This window comes from Kitasatospora sp. SC0581, assembly GCF_048159585.1.
Classification (GTDB): Bacteria; Actinomycetota; Actinomycetes; order Streptomycetales; family Streptomycetaceae; genus Kitasatospora.
The window spans coordinates 194,495-210,555 of sequence record NZ_JBLRWA010000009.1 but is presented as its reverse complement, the minus strand read 5'-3'; the positions used below and the strand labels follow the sequence as shown (position 1 = coordinate 210,555).

The following is a 16,061-nucleotide window of genomic DNA, read 5'->3' as shown; positions in this document are numbered from 1 at the left end:
CTTCCGGGGGTGGCATGCCAGCGTCAAGGATTCGCGCCGGCCGGATCCGGGCCGGCGGGTGGGTCGGGTCGGGTCGGTCAGGGAGTGGGTCGGGTCGGGTCGCGCCGGTCAGGGAGTGGGTCGGGCCGGGCCGGTCACGGAGTGCGTCGGGTCAGCGGTCCTCCAACTCCGCGGCCTCCTGCCGGATCAGGTCCCGCAGCGAGGCCAGTCGGGGCCGCCGGTCGTCCGTCCGCCACTGCATCTCCAGCGGCAGCGCGGCCCGCCCCTCCAGCCGTACGGTGGCCACGTCCTCGGTGAGGTGGCCGGTCATCGAGCCGGGCACCAGCGAGAAGGCGCGGTTGCGGGCGAGCAGGTAGAGCCGGGAGCCGACGATCCGGGGCGGGCTGACCAGCACCGGCGGGTCCACGCCGTGCTCCGCGCAGAGGCCGAGCACGTGGTCGTAGTAGCGGGGGTGCTGCTCGCGCGGCCACAACAGCAGGGGCAGGTCGCGCAGTTCGGCCAGGCGCAGGCTGCTCCGGCGGGCCAGCGGGTGGTCCCGGCCGAGCGCGACCAGCACCGGTTCGTCGGCGATCCGCTCCAGCCGGTAGCCGTCCACCGCGTCCAGGAAGCGGCCGAGCCCGATGTCGGCCAGCTCGGCGGCCAGGGTGGCGGAGACCTGCCCGGTGTCCACGGCCAGTTCGGCGGTGTCGAGCGCGGGCAGCTCCTGCTCGGCCCGGCTGACCACGGCGGGCAGCAGGCGGTTCACCACGCTCGGCGAGGCGACGATCCGGGCGGTGCCCAGCCGGGACTCCTCGTGCAGCCGGACCCGGGTCAGCAGCGTCTCGGCCTGCCGGAGCAGCAGAGTGCTCTCGGCGGCCATCACCTCGCCGGCCTCGGTGAGCGCGACCGAGCGGCGGCTGCGGTCGAACAGCTCGACGCCGACGGTCCGCTCCAGCCGGGCGACCTCCTGACTGACCGTCGGCTGCGAGATGTGCAGCCGCTCGGCGGCCCGCCCGAAGTGCAGCGTCTCGGCGACGGTCAGGAAGACCTGGAGCTGGCGCAAGGTGAAACCCATGGGTGGCAGGGTAGACGAACCAATAGGTGATGGCCTATCAGAAACCTCAGTACTCATTCTGGATTCCGATGTGAACCGTCCATACGCTGAGCAGCACGTTGCCCCACCGCAGCGGCAGCCTCACAGAGAGTTCGCATCATGACCGGACTTCTTCCCCCCGCCGCTCCCGCCGTCCAGGTCTCCGAGGAGGTCGCCCGGGCGCTCGCCGACGGCCGGCCGGTGGTCGCCCTGGAGTCGACCATCTTCACCCACGGCCTGCCGCGGCCGCGCAACCTGGCCGTCGCGCTGGAGGCGGAGCGGCAGCTGCGGGCGGCGGGCGTCGTGCCCGCCACGATCGGGGTACACGCCGGGGTGCCCACGGTCGGGCTGAGCACCGGACAGATCACCGAACTGTCCGCCGCCGACGGCCTGGACAAGGTGAGCCTGCGCGACCTCCCGGTGGTCGCCGCGCTCGGCCGGCACGGCGGCACCACCGTCGCCGCCACCGCCTTCCTCGCCCACCGCGCCGGCATCCGGGTCTTCTCCACCGGCGGCCTCGGCGGCGTGCACTTCGGCGCCTCGGAGAGCTTCGACGAGTCGGCCGACCTGACCGCCCTGGCCGCCACCCCGGTCACCGTGGTCAGCGCGGGCGTGAAGTCCATCCTCGACATCCGGGCCACCCTGGAACGCTTCGAGACGTACAACATCCCGGTCATCGGCTACCGCACCCGCAGGTACCCCGGCTTCTACGTCACCGACTCCGGCCACGAGATCAACTTCAGCGTGGAGTCGCCCGAGCAGGCCGCCGGGGTGATCGAGGCCCGCGACCGGCTCGGCCTGCCGCAGGCCGTCCTGATCGCCAACCCGGTCGACCCGGCCAAGCAGCTGCCGCCGGAGGAACTGGACGGCATCCTGGCCCGCGCCTGGGCCGAGGCCGAGCGGCAGGGCGTCACCGGGAACGCCGCCACGCCCTTCCTGCTCGACTTCATCCAGCGGGACACCGGCGGGCGCAGCCTGGACGTCAACGTCGAGGTGTACCGGGGCAACGTCCGGCTCGGCGGGGAGATCGCGACGGCGCTGGCCGGTGGTGCCTCCGGTGCCTCCGGTGCTGCTGCGGCGGGTGCTGCGGCCTCGGCGGGCGCCGTCGAGACCGGGGCCTGAGCCGTGCTGGGGGTGCTCGGGGACCTCGTCGAGGACATCGTGGTCTGGGCCGACGGCCCGCTGCGGCACGGCACCGACTCCGGCGCCCGGGTCTTCCGGCGGCGCGGCGGCAGCGCGGCCAACGTCGCCTGCTTCGCCGCCGGGCAGTACCCGGCCCGCTTCCTCGGCTGCGTCGGCGAGGACGCGGTCGGGGACGGCGTCGTCGCCGAACTGACCGGCCACGGCGTCGACGTACGGGTCTCCCGGCGCGGCCGGACCGGCAGCGTCGTGGTGCTGATCGACCAGGGCGGCGAGCGGACCATGCTGCCCGACCGGGGCGCCGCCACGCTGCTGGAGCGGGTCCCGGACGCCTGGCTGGCCGGACTGACCCACCTGCACGTGCCGGCCTACTCCTTCGACGGCGAGCCGGTCGGCGGTACGGCGGTGGACGCGCTCGCCCGGGTCCGGCGGGCGGGCGGCACCACCTCGGTGGACGCCTCCTCGACCGGGATGCTGGAGCGCTTCGGTCGGGAGCGCTTCCTGGTCCTGCTGGCCGGGCTGGCGCCGACCTTCGTGTTCGCCGACCGCTCCGAGTCGGCGTTCCTCGGACTGCTGGTCGGCGGCCTGCCGGGGCCGGAGCGGGCCCGGCTGGCGGCCACCACGGTGGTCACCAAGGCGGGCGCCGAGGCGACCGCCGTCGACGTCCCGGGCGAGCCGCTGGTCATGGTGCCGGTGCCGCCGGTGGCGGAGGTGCGCGACCTCACCGGGGCCGGGGACGCCTTCGCGGCGGGGTTCCTGGCCGGCTTCCTGGACACCGGGGACCTCGGGCGCGCGGCCGGCCTCGGGCACCGCAGCGCGGCCCGGGTGCTGGCCTCGCCCGGGGCCTCCTTCGGCGGGGAGTGACGGTTCGGCGGGTGCCCTTCGGCGGGCCCGTCGGCGGCGGGTCTGCCCGGGGCTACCTGGGCACCGCGTCCTTGCGGAGGAAGTGCTTCAGCTTCTGCCAGGTCCAGGTGTTGACCACGTCCTCGGCGGCGAGCCAGCCGCGCTGCGCCGTGCCGATGCCGTAGCGCGGGTAGCCGAGCTGGCCGGTGGCGTGCGCGTCGCTGTCGATCGCGAACCGCACGCCGTGCCGCCTCGCCCGCAGGACGTCCTCGTCGCGCAGGTCGAGCCGCTGCGGGGAGCTGTTGATCTCGATCGCGGTGCCGGTGCGCGCGGCGGCCTCGAACACGGCGTCCAGGTCGACGTCGATCGGTCCGCGCCGGCCGATCCGGCGGGTGGTGAGGTGTCCGATGACGTGCACGTACGGGTTCTCGCAGGCGCGGATCAGCCGACGGGTCTGGGCGGCCCGGTCCAGGGCGAAGTGCGAGTGCACGGAGGCCACGCAGACGTCGAAGCCGGCCAGGAACTCCGGTGGCCAGTCCACCCCGCCGTCCGGGCCGATGTTCAGCTCGGTGCCGTGCAGCAGGCGCAACTTCTTGTGCCGGTCGGCGAGTTGCCGCAACTGCTCGCGCTGGGCGAGCATCTTCTCGTCCGTCATCCGCTGCATCACCAGGTCCGGGGCGTGGTCGGTGACGGCGAAGTAGGAGTAGCCGCGGGCGGCGGCGGTGTCGACCATCTCCTCCAGGGTGGCGAGCCCGTCGGTCAGGTCGGTGTGGGAGTGCAGGTCGCCGCGCAGGTCGGACTCCTGGACCAGGTCCGGGAGTCCGCCCTCCAGCGCGGCCTCGATCTCGCCCCGGTCCTCGCGCAGCGGCGGCGGGATCCACGGCAGGCCGAGCGCCGCGTACACCTCCTCCTCGGTCTCCGAGACCACCTTGGCGCCGCCGTCCACCTCGAACAGCCCGTACTCGGAGAGCTTCAGCCCGGCCCGGACGGCCATCGTGCGCAGCCGGATGTTGTGCGCCTTCGAGCCGGTGAAGTAGACCAGCGCAGCTCCCCAGTCCTCCTCCGGGAGGACCCGCAGGTCCACCTGTACGCCCTGGGTGGTACGGACCGAGGTCTTGGTGCCGCCGCTGCCGATCACCTCGGCGACGTAGGGGAGTTCGGTGAGCGCGGCCATCAGCGGGGCGGAGTCCGCCGCGGTCGCGAGCACGTCGATGTCGCCCACCGTCTCGCGCATCCGGCGCAGCGAGCCCGCGTACGCGCAGCGGGTGCAGCCGGGGACGGCGGAGAGCGCGGCGACCAGCTGCTCGGCCAGCTCGGTGGCGGTGTCCAGCAGGGTGCGGCCGCCGGACTGCCGCATCAGCTCGATGCCGTGCAGGATCCGCTCGCCGCTGCGCTCGCCGAAGCCGGGCAGGTCGGCGAGCCGCTCGGCCCGGGCGGCCGCGGCGAGTTCGTCCACCGAGGCGATCCCGAGGTCGCGGTAGAGGGCCAGGGCGCGCTTGGGCCCGACCCCGGGGACGGCCGTCATCTCCCGTACGCCGGACGGGACCTCGGCGCGCAGCGCCTCCAGGGCGGGGATGGTCCCGGTGGCGAGGTACCCGGCGATCTTCTCGGCGGTGGACCTGCCGACGCCGGGGATCTGCTGCAGGCCCTTGACGTCCAGGCCGGCCAGGTCCTCGGGGTGGCCGCCGACCGCGCGGGCGGCCTTCTCGTAGGCGCGGGCCCGGAAGGCGTCCCCGCCGGTGATGTTGATCAGGTCGGCGTACTCCTGGAGCAGCTCCCTGACCTGGTCGTTGAGCCGGGGCATGGGGCAAGTCTAGGGTCGGTGGGGAGGGGGCGCCGGGTGTACTTCCTCGTGTACTCCGTCAGTCGTACGCGACGGTCAGCAGCAGGACCATGGTCAGCCCGCCGCCGGGGGTCGGCTCCACCGCGAGCCGGCCGCCCGCGGCCACCACCAGGCGGTGCAGGGCGGGCCCGACCGGGCCGTCCGCCCGCACGCCCGCGATCAGCCGCTCGCGCGCCTCGGGCGGCTCGTAGGCGCCCCGGTCGGAGACCCGGACCTCCACCCGGGCGCGGGTCGCCGCCGTCCGTCCGGGCGCCCGCAGCGCGGACGCGCCGCCCGCCACGTCGGCCCGGACCAGCACCCGGCCGCCCAGCGGGCTGCGCCGGATCGCGTGGTCGACCAGCCCGGCGAGGACGGCCTCCAGCCGGCGGGCGTCCCCGGCCACCACCGGGAGCCCGGGGGCCACCCGGACCGTGACGGCCGCCGCCCGCCCGCCGCCGCGCACCACCCGGCGGACCACGTCGGCCACCTGGACGTGCCGGGCCATCGGTTCGCAGCCGGCCTGCCGGCCGGTCCACCGCAGCCGCTCCAGCTCGGTGCGGTCGAGCGCCCTGGGCGCGGCCATCGCGCCGGGCGAGTACGGGCCGGGGCCCTCCTCGGCCCCGGCCGGCGCCGCCGCGCCCACGCGCCCGGACCCGCCCCGGCGCCCGGTGCCGACCGCGCCGACGGTGCCGCCGAGCGCGCCGAGCGCCTTGGCTCCCGTCGCGACGTAGCCCCAGAGCCTCCCGCGTGCCATCGCCCTGCCCCTCGTGCTCCCCGGCGGCCGTCATCGAATCCGCGGCCGACCGGGGTGGGCCGGCTTCCGGGCCCTTCCTGCCAGCGTGCGCCTCGGCCGCCCGGGTGACAATCCCGCTCCGGGTCGCGGTCCGCTCCGGGGCCCCCGCCGAGCGGCCGGCCGGGCACCCGCCGACCGGCGGGGCCCGGAGGCGTGGCCTACTGCGGATCGAGTAACCGCAAGGACTTCTTCGCAAAAGATCTTTCGCAAAAAACCCTTTGCAAAGAACTCTTTGGGGTTCTAGTCTCCTGCCATGACCGAAGAACGCGGCTGGAAGCACAGCGACGACCCGCACATCGCCATCACCGCCAAGAACATGCGGGCGATGGCGCACCCCGTGCGGATGCAGTTGGTCGGGCTCCTGCGCAAGCACGGCCCGTCCACGGCGACGAGGCTCGCCGAGCAGCTGGGGCTCAACTCCGGAGCCACCAGCTACCACCTGCGCCAGCTCGCCGCCGCGGGCTTCGTCGAGGAGGACGAGGAGCGCGGCAACGCCCGCGAGCGGTGGTGGCGTTCGGCCCACCCGCTCACCGTCTGGACGGTGGACGACATGGCGGACGACGAGCTCGACACGGCCGCCGGCTTCCTGCGCTCCGTCCTGGCCGCGCACACCCAGACGGCCCAGCGCACGCTGGACGCCTTCGAGACCATGCCGCGCGAGTGGCGCCGGGTGACGGACCTCAGCGACCGGGTCCTGCAGCTCACGCCCGCCGAGGCCGAGCGGCTGTCCGGCGAACTGTTCGAGGTGGTCCGGCGCTACCGGCAGATCGACCACGGCGGGCCCGCGCCGGAGGGCACCGAGCAGGTGGCCGTCGTCGTCCACCTCCTGCCGGACGCGACCGCCACCGCCACCGCAAGCGAGGGGGAGACCGCATGACCACCGGCACCACCGGCACCGCCGCCACCGCTGCTACCGCCACCGACGCGCCGGGGCGCAGCTTCCGCCCGCTGGCCGGGGTGCTGACGGCCATGGCCGTCTCCGTGACGGGCACGCGCGTCTCGGCCATCGCCCTGCCCTGGTTCGTCCTGGCCACCACCGGCAGCGCCACCATGACGGGCCTCGTCGCGTTCGCCGAGATGGCGCCGTACGTGGCGGTCAAGGCGCTGACGGGCCCGTTAGTCGACCGGCTCGGGCCGCGCGTGGTGTCCTGGACGACGGACGCGGTCAGCGCCGTCGCGGCCGGGCTGGTCCCGCTGCTGCACGCACAGGGGCTGCTCCCGTTCTGGGTGCTGCTGGTGATGGTCGCGGCGATCGGGGCGATGCGCGGCCCGGGGGACTTGGCCAAGTCCGTCATGGTCCCGGAGGCGGCCGACCACGCCCGGGTGCCGATGGAGCGCGCCACCGGGCTGTCGGGCGTCACCGAGCGGTTGGCCTCCACGATCGGGCCGGCGGTCGGCGGCGGGCTGGTCGCCCTGATGGGCCCGCTGGCCGGGCTGGCGATCAACGCGGTCACCTTCGCGCTCGGGTCGCTGATCATCGCGGTCGCGCTCCCGCGCGGCATGGGGCGCCCGGCGGTGCCCGCCACGGCCGCGGATCCGTCCGCCGATCCGGCCCTCGACCCGGCCGTTGACGCGTCCGGGGAGGAGCAGCCCGCGGGTTACTGGCGGATGTTCCGCGAGGGCTTCACGTTCCTGCGCTCGGAGCCGCTGTTGCTCACCGTGATCGTGATGATCGGCATCACCAACCTGATCGATGCCGGGTTCATCACCGTCCTCGTCCCGGTCTGGGCGCGGGAGTCCGGAAACGGACCGGCCGCCATCGGCCTGCTGGCCGCCTCCATGGGTGCCACCGCGGTCGTCGGCAGCCTGATAGCGGCGGCCGTCGCCTCCCGGCTGCCCCGTCGGACGGTCTTCTTCACCGGCTTCCTGCTGTGCGGCGCACCGCGCTTCCTGGTGCTCGCCCTCGGCGCGCCGATGTGGCTGGTGATCACGGTCTTCGCGATCGGCGGCTTCGGCTCCGGCTTCCTCAACCCGATCCTCGGCGCGGTGCTCTTCGAGCGGGTGCCCCGCCACCTGCTGGGCCGCGTCCACGCCCTCGGCGACTCCCTCGCCTGGGCCGGCATCCCGCTCGGCGGCCTGGTCGCCGGTGCGGCGGTCGCCACGGTCGGCCTCATACCCAGCCTGATCGCGGCCGGCGCCCTGTACTTCGCGACCACCACGCTGGCCGGGCTGCGCCCCGAGTGGCGGGAGATGGACCGCCTCCGTGGCGGCTCGGGCCGAGCGGACAGCGTGGCCGGCGCGAGCGGTGTGGTCGGCGCGGGCGACGCGGCCGTCGAGCCGGAACCGGCGCGCAGCGCGTAAGCCGCCCCCCGGGCGCGGCTAGCGGGCCCGATCGGTGACCGGGCCGGGCTCATCCGCCGGGCGGTGCCCCGCCCAGTGGAGCAGCAACAGGCTGGCCAGGGCGGCGAGGGCGCACCAGGTGGAGACGAAGGCGAGGTGCCAGAGCAGGGCGCAGACGACGGCGCCCGCACCGGTGACGAGACCGAGACGGCGGAGCAGGCGGTCGCCGCTCACCAGGAGGGAGCCGACGGTGGCGAGGAGGTAACCGGCCAGCAGGAGGGCCGGGTACGGGATGCCGACCGCGTAGCCCAGGGTGTGGCCATGCACGGCGGCCGTCACCGGATGGGAGCCGACGGCCACGGCCAGCGGGACGGCGACCGCCGCACCGAGCAGGGTGAGCGCGGCGAGCGCCCGTCGGCGCGGTCCGGCGGCGGCGCACCACACGGCGGCCGGGACCAGGACGGGCAGCAGCGGCAGGGCGACCACCGCCCAGGCGGTGCGGGCCGCTCCGGCGAGGCCGTCCGGCAGCCCGCCGTCCGTACCGAGCCAGACCAGCGCCTCGATCAGCTGGTGCACGCCCAGCACCAGGGGGAGCGCGGCGAGCGGCAAGCGCTCGGGCCGGCCGGCCCGACGGGCACGGACCACACACGCCACGCCCGTGACCGCGACCAGCCCACCGGCCACGGCGTCCGCCTGCGCGCTCCAGCACATCGCGGTTTAGCCGGTGCTCCCGGGGCGGTCGTCCCCCTCGGGCCCCTGCTCCGCTCCGTCCCCGGCCTTGTCCTCCGGTTCGTCCCCGGCTTCGTCCCCGGGTTCTTCCCCGGCTTCGTCCTCCGGTGGCGCCCCGATGCTCTCCAGGGTGTCGCGTGCGGTCCCGGGCATCGCCGGATGGCGGCCGATCACGATCACCCCGATCACGATCGCCAACAGCCCGACCGCCTGCCACGCCAATGCCCCCGGGGTCACCCGCAACCGGTCACCGAGGAAACCCACCGCGCAGGCGATCCCGGCCAGCGGCTGGGCGGCGGTCAGTGCCGGCAGGGACATCCGCAGCGGCGCGGCCTCGAAGGCGCTCTGCACCAGCAGCAGCCCGACCACCCCCGCCACCACCACCGCGTACGGCTGCCAGCTGCGCAGCACCGCGGCCAGGCCCTCGTGGTCGAGGCGCTGGGTGGTGGTCCGGGTCAGCGCGTCCTGGAGGCCGTAGAGCAGCCCGGCGGCGAGCGCCAGCAGGGTCGCCTCCTCGAACAGCGGCAGCCGACGGGCCAGCGAGACCAGCAGCACCACCAGCCCGACCACGGTGCCCACCACCAGCCAGTGCCGCAGCTCCCCGGCGGGCGGCCCCCCGCCGGTCGGCCGCCCGGCCACGATGAAGGCCGTCACCCCGAGGGCCAGCAGCGCCACCCCGGCCCAGCCGGAACGGCCCAGGGTCTGACGGGTCAGCACCCGGGCCAGCGCCATCGCGAAGATCAGATTGGTGGCCAACAGCGGCTCGACCAGCGACACCTCGCCCTGGTTGAGCGCGAACGCCGAGAGGATCAGCCCGCTGACCATGAACCCGGTGCCGAGCAGCCACTGCGGCATCCGCATCAGGTCCAGCAGCAGCCGCCAGCGCAGCAGATCGGAGCGCGGGGCTTGCTGAGCCGCGTGCTGCTGGAGGACGAAGCCGAGCCCCAGACAGCAGGCCGCGCTGAGAGCGAGGAGGAAGACCGCCACGGAGGGACCACCAGGTTGTCGCTGCCCGCGCCGCGCCGACGAGTCCGAGAGGTGGGTCGGGCGTCGCGGCCGCTCCCGTCAGCCTACCGCCGGGCCGGTGCCCGGGCCGATCGCACGACACGCCCGCGACGGGGCGGGCCACCAGGCCCTCCGGCAGCGCTTGCCGCCATCGGCAGGGCAGGCGCACGCTGGTGTGAGCGGCCGCCACGGGTCACCGTCCGTGCCGGTCCGGACAGGCGCGACGGGGGCCGCCGCCAGGAGGTGTGGCATGCACAACCAGTGGGACGTGGAGCTGAGGTTCGAGGAAGACGGCGTGCACACGGCGTGTGACGCCAGGCTGACCGGCGCCAGGGCGCCCGGCCTGAGCGCGCACGGCGAGTCCGTGAAGAGCGCGGACGACCGTCCGCTCGCCAGGATCGGCGAGGAGGTCGCGGCCTCCCGCGCCCTGGAGGAACTGTCCCGCAAGCTGCGGGCCCAGGCGACCGGGGAGATCGACGACGAAGGGCACCGCCCGGGCTACCTGATCTACTGAGCCCACCGGCCGCCCCGCCCCTCCTGGTCCGCAGCGGCTCCGGGCAGCCCGGCGGCCGCGCGCTCGACGTGGACGGCGCCCACGGAGGCGCGTTCCAGCGAAGGTACGCCATGGCCTCGGAGGGAGGAGGGCCATCACCGGACCGGCCTGTCCGGTCGTCGGCCCTACCGGCGCCACCACGGGGCGCGGAGGACGTCGTCCGGGTCGGTGGCGCAGTTGGTGCCGCTGACCACCTCGTGGGCGGGAACGTCCCAGCCGACGACGCCCGGAGCCTGACGGTCCAGCTCGACCAGCCGGGCGCGCTGCGGGCCGGCGCCGGTGTCGACGTCGCACATCAACACGCTCGTCCAGGACCGGCCGTCGAGGGCGGCGACGACCGAGAGCACCGGAAGCACCACCAGGGAGAGCAGCAGCGCCGCGACCCGGACCGCCTCGACGGCCCGGGGCCCGAAGGCCACGGCGGTCCGGCCGGTGCGCCGGCCGGTGTCGGCCGAGCGCGCGCCCGTCCGGTACTCGGCCACCACGCCGAGCCGCAACAGGTAGCCCAGGACGCCCGCCGCCACACCCCACCACAGCCCGTTGAAGGCCCCGACCACCACCCCGAGCGCCCCCGGCAGGATCGCCGCCCGGGCCGCCGTCTCCGCCAGGGCCCGCCCCTGGCGCCGGGCGGCCCCGCCGTGAGCGGCCCGGTAGGCGTAGCCGATGTAGGAGAGCACCGCGGCCAGCACGACCGCCAGCACCGGCTCGGCGAAGAACATCCCGATGACGACGTCCACCCAGTTCGCCGGCCCCATCGCCAGCAGCGCGTCCCGGGCTGCGTCCCCACCCCCGAGCGTCCACGCCAGCTTCAGCACCGGAATGGCGAACACCACCGCCGGCGCCATCACATGAGCCGCACTCACCTGCGCCGCCCCGCCGCCCCGCGTCCCTTCGGTCATCCGGCAACGCTACGCACGCCCCCCGCACCCCCACACCTCCGACACCCACCCCTGCACCTCGTGGCCTAACCCTCCACCAGCGCCGCCGGCCAGCTGTATCCGGTCCCTGCTCCCGGCCCCCTTCCGGAACGGGGCCCACATCCTGCCGCCTGGCCGACTTCCTGCGCCGTTATTCAGGTTGATCCTTGACCAACGGGGTGGGGGCGTGCTCACCGGGGCGCTGATCGCTGTGGCCCGGTTCGGTCGCGTTCGATCAGCGTGGCGGGGAGCTTGACGGTTCTGCCTACGTCGCAGGGGGTGGCCTTCGTCCGGTTCGGGATGCCGGGTGGCCGGCCGGGGCCGGGCGTGCTGGGTTTGGGCGCACGGGCCGGACTGGGGAGGTGGGGGTCGGATGTTCCGGAACCCCCGGCGGACGCGGGTCGGCGTCAGCGCGACGCCGGGGCGGCTGGTCTTCTCCCAAGGGCGGCGCTGGTCGGCGGCGAGTGGGGCGGCGAGGCGGAGCTGGGTGTGGGCGACGATCACGAGCCAGGTCCAGCGGTCCGCGGCCTCCGGGGAGCGGAGCCTGGGGCGGGCCCAGCCGAGGGTCTGCTTGAACAGGCGGCAGGTGTGCTCCGGGTCGAATCTGCGCAGGTAGCTCGACCAGATGAAGTCGACGTCATCGGCGGTGGCGCCCGTCTTGGAGGACCACAGCCAGACCGGTGGCGCGTCGCGGTCGCCGGGCAAGTGGTCGACCTTCAGCCGGATCAGAGTGCCCTCGACCAGCGGGAGTTTGCCGTCGTCGCCGATCCAGGCGGAGCGGTGGGTGAGGTAGGGGTGGACCCGGTCCCACGCCGTCGTCTCGGCCTTGCCGTAGCGCGGGGTGTCGTTCCTGGTGGTCAGCGTGGGTTCGGGCCAGGCGGCGGGGTCGGCGAGTGGGAAGCGGGGCCCGCGCTTCGGGGGCCCCGCCCTTCGGGTCGTAGACGTAGGCGGGCTTCGCCAGTCGCAGGACGCGGTCCGAGCGCAGGCGGCCGACGACCTCGACGGGCAGGTCCCGCAGCACGTACGCGAGGCGCATCGGGTCGTAGCCCGCGTCCATCACGATCACGATGTCCGGGTCGCCGTCGCGCCACTGACCCGCGGCGACCAGGCGCCGGACCACCTGCCGCAGCTGGGCGGCGGTCACCAGCGCAGCATCGTCGGTCGGGCCGAGGCGGACCACGTCCAGGACCTGCGTCCACGAGGTCCGGTCCGGGGTGAGCGCGGTGACGAACGAGTAGGGCCAGCCCGGCACCACGTGGTTGGACGCCTGGCCAGCGCGGCCGTGGACCAGGCAGAACAGCCGCTCGGGCGAGCAGGCGGCGTCGGAGCGCAGCCACGGCGAGACGTCCACGGTGAGCACGATCCGGCCCGCGAAGCGGGGCAGTGGCAGCTCGGCCAGCAGGTCCCGCAGCAGCTCGGTGTCCAGACGGCCGTGGTCGAGCGCGCCGTACAGGGAGCCGTAGTCGCGGCGTTGCTCGGCGGTCAGTGACAGCTCCACCGGCGTACGGGTGGGCGCATCCGAGCACAGCAGCGTGTCGGTCGGCTCAAAGAACGCGTCCGCCCGCGCGGACAGGCTGGCGTAGTAGTCCTCCCGGAAGAGTGACAGTTCCACGAACATGTCTCGCCGGGTGGCAAGTCGGAGCACATTCATCGGCACGGCCCCGTCGTCGATTCCTCGATCTCCTCGCAGAGTCAGGATCACGACCGGGCCGTCCCCATGTCCGCCGATCACCCGAACGAGTGAGCCATCGACGAGCACAATCAGGGCCCGATGCCAAGGAACAAGCTAAGTCAAACCGGGGAGGCCGGCTTGTCGGTGCTCGGACCTAGTATGCGGATCATGACGCGATATATCGACGAGGATCTGCACAGTGCGGAGTTCCGCGAGTGCGATCTGACCGGGGCGCGCCTGATCGGCGTCGTCATGCAGGATGCCGTGATCGACGGGCACGTCACCAACCTCGTAGTGAACGGTGTCGAGGTCACCGAGTACGTCGAGGCAGAGCTCGACCGGCGTCATCCGGTGCGGGTGCTGATCCGCTCCGAGGACCCTGACGATCTGCGCGAGGCATCGCGTCAGCTCCATGCCGTCTGGGCCGCCACGATCGAGCGAATCCGCCGTACGCCCGGCATCGAGCGCCGCAGCGTGAACGACGAGTGGTCGGCGGTGCAGACGCTGCGCCACCTGGTCTTCGTCCACGACTCGTGGTTCCGCCGCTGCTGCCTGGGCTCGACGGAGCTGTTCACACCGATGGGCATTGGGCCGACCGTCGAGCCCTACCGTGGAGCGCACGGGCTTGACCTCTCGCTCGATCCGGCCCTCGACGAGATCGTGAGCGTGCGTGACGCGCAGGCCGCCGAGCTTGAGGCCTGGCTCGATGAGGTCACCGCCGTGCAGCTCGCAGCGCGAGCGCCGGTGCCCGACGACGATGTCTGGCCGCCGTACGCCCGGGGCCGCTTGGTGCGGCAGTGCCTCGGCACGGTGCTCAAGGAGACCTTCGAGCACCACACCTTCTGCGTTCGCGACCTCGACCTGATCGAGGCACAGGACGCTGAGTAGGGCCGACTACAGACAACGTGCACCCAAGCCGACCCGCCCGGGTCCAGGCCGGCCGGCGTCCCGAACCGGACCAAGTCCCCCGCTGCGACGTGGGCAAGACCGTCAAACGCCCCGCCACGCTGATCGAACGCGACCGAACCGGACTGGTCCGCTCACACCCGCCCCGCTAGCGAAACCGAGCCGCACCATAAGGAACAAGCTCAGGTTGAACCCGCCTCGCCGCAGAGGCTGAGAGCCGTCGATCCGCGGGTACGCCCTCGTCGTGCGATACGTGCGCGGTGTCGGTCCACCATCCAGGAGTAAGAACTCCTAACGAAATGATCTTCGATGGTCGGTTCCAGTCGCTGGGGTGCCATCGGGCGGCATGGGGGCGATGAACTCGGATGAGCCGGCGCCTCGGGAGTTGAAGGTCCTCGATACGACCTCGCTGGTCAGGCTGGAGGAGCGGGCATGCGAACTCGGCCTCAACCAGCGGTTGAACCCGGCATGGGTGCAGGCGAATGCGGCGCCCGATGGAACCCAGGCTCAGGAAGGCCTCGTGGATGTCATCGCGGATCTCCCAGCGGATGCGCAGGCGTCGGAACCAGTGCAGGTGGGCGAAGGCGCGTTCCACGACCCAGTGTTGAGCGCCGAGTCCGGAGCCGTGCTCGGTGCCTCGGCAGGCGATGAGCGGCTTCACGCCGAGGTTCCAGACCAGGCGGCGGTACTTGTCGTGGTCGCGGTCGCCGAGCACGGCGTCGGGCCGGCGCCGGGGCCGGCCGCGCTTGCCGCGAACGGACGGCAGTGCCTGAAGCAGTGGAATGAGCTGGGTGACGTCATTGCGGTTCCCGCCGGTCAGGGGGCGGAGAGCGGGATACCGTTGGCGTCGGTGATCAGGTGGTGCTTACCGCTCGGCCGCAGTCGCTCGCTTCCCGGGCTGAGTGAGTGGCAGTTTGCTTAAGTGGAGCGGGAGATGGAGCGAGGTCCGCTCCCGTCGACGGGTCTCGATCGTCACCCTGATCTGCTGCAAACCCGGCGAACAGTCCCGGTGGGACGACGGCCGGGGCAAGCGCAAGGCCTGCAAGAGCTCCGCCCGGACTGATCGCCTCCCTGTCCCGACCGGCCGCTTGTGAAGCGCCTGCTGCCTGGCTAGCGGGTGCGCGAGGGCTTGTCGCGAAAGTGGATCTCGGCGGTGAAACGATCACGCTCCGCGGGACATGTAGATCTGACGAACAGTCAGTTGACGTGGTTTGAACCGTTGCTGCCGCAGGGCATCAAGCCGGGCCGACCGCAGGCGTGGACGCGGCGGAGACTGATAGGCGGCATGCGGTGGCGGATCCGGGCCGTGCCTCCTGGTGTGACTGAGTGGGGGGACGTGAGAAGTCGGCTGGGCCGACTTCTCATGCTGCGGGGGTACGTGGTCAGGGGTGGTGGGGGGAGGGTGAGGAAGGTGGTGAGGCGGGGGTTGAGGTCGTGGGGGGCGGCCATGGGGAGGTTGTGGTGGGAGGTGGCCGGGATGATGGCGACTTCGGCTTGGGGGAGGGTGTGGCGGGCGGTTCGGGCGACGGCGTGGGGGTCGTGGGTGCGGCCGTGGGCGGCGAGGAGGGTGAGGACGGGGGCGGTGAGGGTGCGGAGGCGTTCGGGGGTGGGGCGGGGGCCGGTGACGACGGGGGAGGCGGGGAAGTCGGCATAGCCGAGGGCGTAGAGCTCGCGCCAGGCGGGGTCGGGGCGGGGGGTGGTGCCGGTTTCCCAGTCGAGGTAGGCGCGGGCGCGGGCCGGGGTGCGGTGGGGGAGGAAGAGGGGGAGGGCGCGCAGCAGGTAGCCGGGGCGGAAGCCGGCGAAGCACTGGGTGGGGTCGAGCAGGGCGAGCCGGCCGACCCGGGTGGGGGCGTGCAGGGCGTACTCCAGGGCGATCCAGCCGCCGTACGAGTGGCCGCAGAGGTCGGCCTGTTGGACGCCGAGTCCGTCGAGGACGGCGTCCAGCCAGCCGAGCAGGCCGGGGACGCCGTCGAGGGCGGCGCCGTCGTGGACGCTGCGGCCCGGGTCGCCGATGAGGTCGACGGCGAGGACGCGGTGTCCTGCTTCGGCCAGGGCGCCGGCGTTGGCGAACCACAGGGTGGAGGTGGCGCCGCCGCCGTGGAGCAGGACGAGCGGGCGGCCGTCGGCGGGGCCGCAGGCGTTGATCCGGGTGGTGCCGTGGGCGGTGCGGACGGTGAGCGCTTCGACCGGGACGGGCCAGCGGGCGAGCAGCGCGTCGTAGGCGGCGAGGAAGGGGGCGGTGCGGGCGGACATGAGGGCCTCCGCGGGTGTGGTGTGATGGCGGCCGAGCCGGCTGGACCACTCGCCGGGCAAGTGTCGCGGTGAACGA

At 73.8% G+C, this 16,061-nt stretch carries 14 protein-coding genes and 1 pseudogene; 6 read left to right on the top strand and 9 right to left on the bottom strand.

Translation table 11 applies throughout. The annotated features are described in order from the left end of the window. Nucleotides 1-151: 151 nt before the first annotated feature. Nucleotides 152-1,054, bottom strand: a complete 903-nt coding sequence (locus ACLWS4_RS17480) for a LysR family transcriptional regulator (RefSeq protein WP_380775538.1) — start codon at nucleotides 1,052-1,054, stop codon at nucleotides 152-154. 138 nt (nucleotides 1,055-1,192) lie between these two features. Here ACLWS4_RS17480 and ACLWS4_RS17475 point away from each other — a divergent pair, with 138 nt between their 5' ends. Both ACLWS4_RS17475 and ACLWS4_RS17470 read left to right on the top strand, forming a co-directional pair. Further along, on the top strand, nucleotides 1,193-2,194 hold the full coding sequence (locus ACLWS4_RS17475; RefSeq protein ID WP_063780274.1) for a pseudouridine-5'-phosphate glycosidase: 1,002 nt from the start codon (nucleotides 1,193-1,195) through the stop codon (nucleotides 2,192-2,194). Between the two features lie 3 nt (nucleotides 2,195-2,197). Beyond that, nucleotides 2,198-3,076, top strand: a complete 879-nt coding sequence (locus ACLWS4_RS17470; protein WP_074004488.1) for a carbohydrate kinase family protein — start codon at nucleotides 2,198-2,200, stop codon at nucleotides 3,074-3,076. 52 nt (nucleotides 3,077-3,128) lie between these two features. Here ACLWS4_RS17470 and polX read toward each other — a convergent pair whose 3' ends face one another. Both polX and ACLWS4_RS17460 read right to left on the bottom strand, forming a co-directional pair. Further along, a complete protein-coding gene (gene polX / locus ACLWS4_RS17465) occupies nucleotides 3,129-4,859 on the bottom strand; it encodes a DNA polymerase/3'-5' exonuclease PolX (RefSeq protein WP_380741318.1) in 1,731 nt (576 codons plus the stop codon). Between the two features lie 58 nt (nucleotides 4,860-4,917). Beyond that, nucleotides 4,918-5,631 carry a sensor histidine kinase gene (locus ACLWS4_RS17460; RefSeq protein ID WP_117492352.1) on the bottom strand — a complete coding sequence of 238 codons (714 nt, stop codon included), beginning with the start codon at nucleotides 5,629-5,631 and terminating at the stop codon, nucleotides 4,918-4,920. Nucleotides 5,632-5,923: 292 nt separating this feature from the next. Here ACLWS4_RS17460 and ACLWS4_RS17455 point away from each other — a divergent pair, with 292 nt between their 5' ends. Next, nucleotides 5,924-6,547, top strand: coding sequence for an ArsR/SmtB family transcription factor (locus ACLWS4_RS17455; RefSeq protein ID WP_074004491.1), 624 nt, complete (start codon nucleotides 5,924-5,926; stop codon nucleotides 6,545-6,547). Continuing rightward, on the top strand, nucleotides 6,544-7,971 hold the full coding sequence (locus ACLWS4_RS17450) for an MFS transporter (RefSeq protein ID WP_416874528.1): 1,428 nt from the start codon (nucleotides 6,544-6,546) through the stop codon (nucleotides 7,969-7,971). The genes ACLWS4_RS17455 and ACLWS4_RS17450 overlap by 4 nt, the downstream gene beginning before the upstream one ends. 18 nt (nucleotides 7,972-7,989) lie before the next feature. On the opposite strand, the gene ACLWS4_RS17445 is transcribed toward ACLWS4_RS17450, so the two are convergent. Together ACLWS4_RS17445 and ACLWS4_RS17440 are read right to left on the bottom strand one after the other, a co-directional pair. Continuing rightward, on the bottom strand, nucleotides 7,990-8,634 hold the full coding sequence (locus ACLWS4_RS17445; RefSeq protein WP_416874527.1) for a DUF6629 family protein: 645 nt from the start codon (nucleotides 8,632-8,634) through the stop codon (nucleotides 7,990-7,992). Nucleotides 8,635-8,667: 33 nt separating this feature from the next. Then, on the bottom strand, nucleotides 8,668-9,666 hold the full coding sequence (locus tag ACLWS4_RS17440) for a DMT family transporter (protein ID WP_416874526.1): 999 nt from the start codon (nucleotides 9,664-9,666) through the stop codon (nucleotides 8,668-8,670). Between the two features lie 268 nt (nucleotides 9,667-9,934). Here ACLWS4_RS17440 and ACLWS4_RS17435 point away from each other — a divergent pair, with 268 nt between their 5' ends. After that, nucleotides 9,935-10,198 (top strand): dsRBD fold-containing protein, encoded by a 264-nt coding sequence (locus ACLWS4_RS17435; RefSeq protein ID WP_049655929.1) that lies wholly within the window; start codon nucleotides 9,935-9,937, stop codon nucleotides 10,196-10,198. Nucleotides 10,199-10,362: 164 nt separating this feature from the next. Here the strand turns inward: ACLWS4_RS17435 and ACLWS4_RS17430 are convergent, their stop codons facing one another. Both ACLWS4_RS17430 and ACLWS4_RS17425 read right to left on the bottom strand, forming a co-directional pair. Next, on the bottom strand, nucleotides 10,363-11,136 hold the full coding sequence (locus tag ACLWS4_RS17430; protein ID WP_147409312.1) for a hypothetical protein: 774 nt from the start codon (nucleotides 11,134-11,136) through the stop codon (nucleotides 10,363-10,365). A gap of 655 nt (nucleotides 11,137-11,791) precedes the next feature. Further along, entirely contained in the window at nucleotides 11,792-12,766 is a 975-nt protein-coding gene (locus ACLWS4_RS17425) for a transposase (protein ID WP_416874525.1), read from the bottom strand. Nucleotides 12,767-12,994: 228 nt separating this feature from the next. Between ACLWS4_RS17425 and ACLWS4_RS17420 the strand changes: the two genes are divergently transcribed. Further along, nucleotides 12,995-13,714, top strand: coding sequence for a DinB family protein (locus ACLWS4_RS17420; protein ID WP_387828773.1), 720 nt, complete (start codon nucleotides 12,995-12,997; stop codon nucleotides 13,712-13,714). A gap of 520 nt (nucleotides 13,715-14,234) precedes the next feature. On the opposite strand, the pseudogene ACLWS4_RS17415 reads toward ACLWS4_RS17420, so the two are convergent. Continuing rightward, a pseudogene (locus tag ACLWS4_RS17415) lies at nucleotides 14,235-14,620 on the bottom strand (transposase); the annotation flags it as partial. Nucleotides 14,621-14,929: 309 nt separating this feature from the next. After that, entirely contained in the window at nucleotides 14,930-15,985 is a 1,056-nt protein-coding gene (locus ACLWS4_RS17410) for an alpha/beta fold hydrolase (protein WP_416874524.1), read from the bottom strand. Nucleotides 15,986-16,061: the final 76 nt, after the last annotated feature.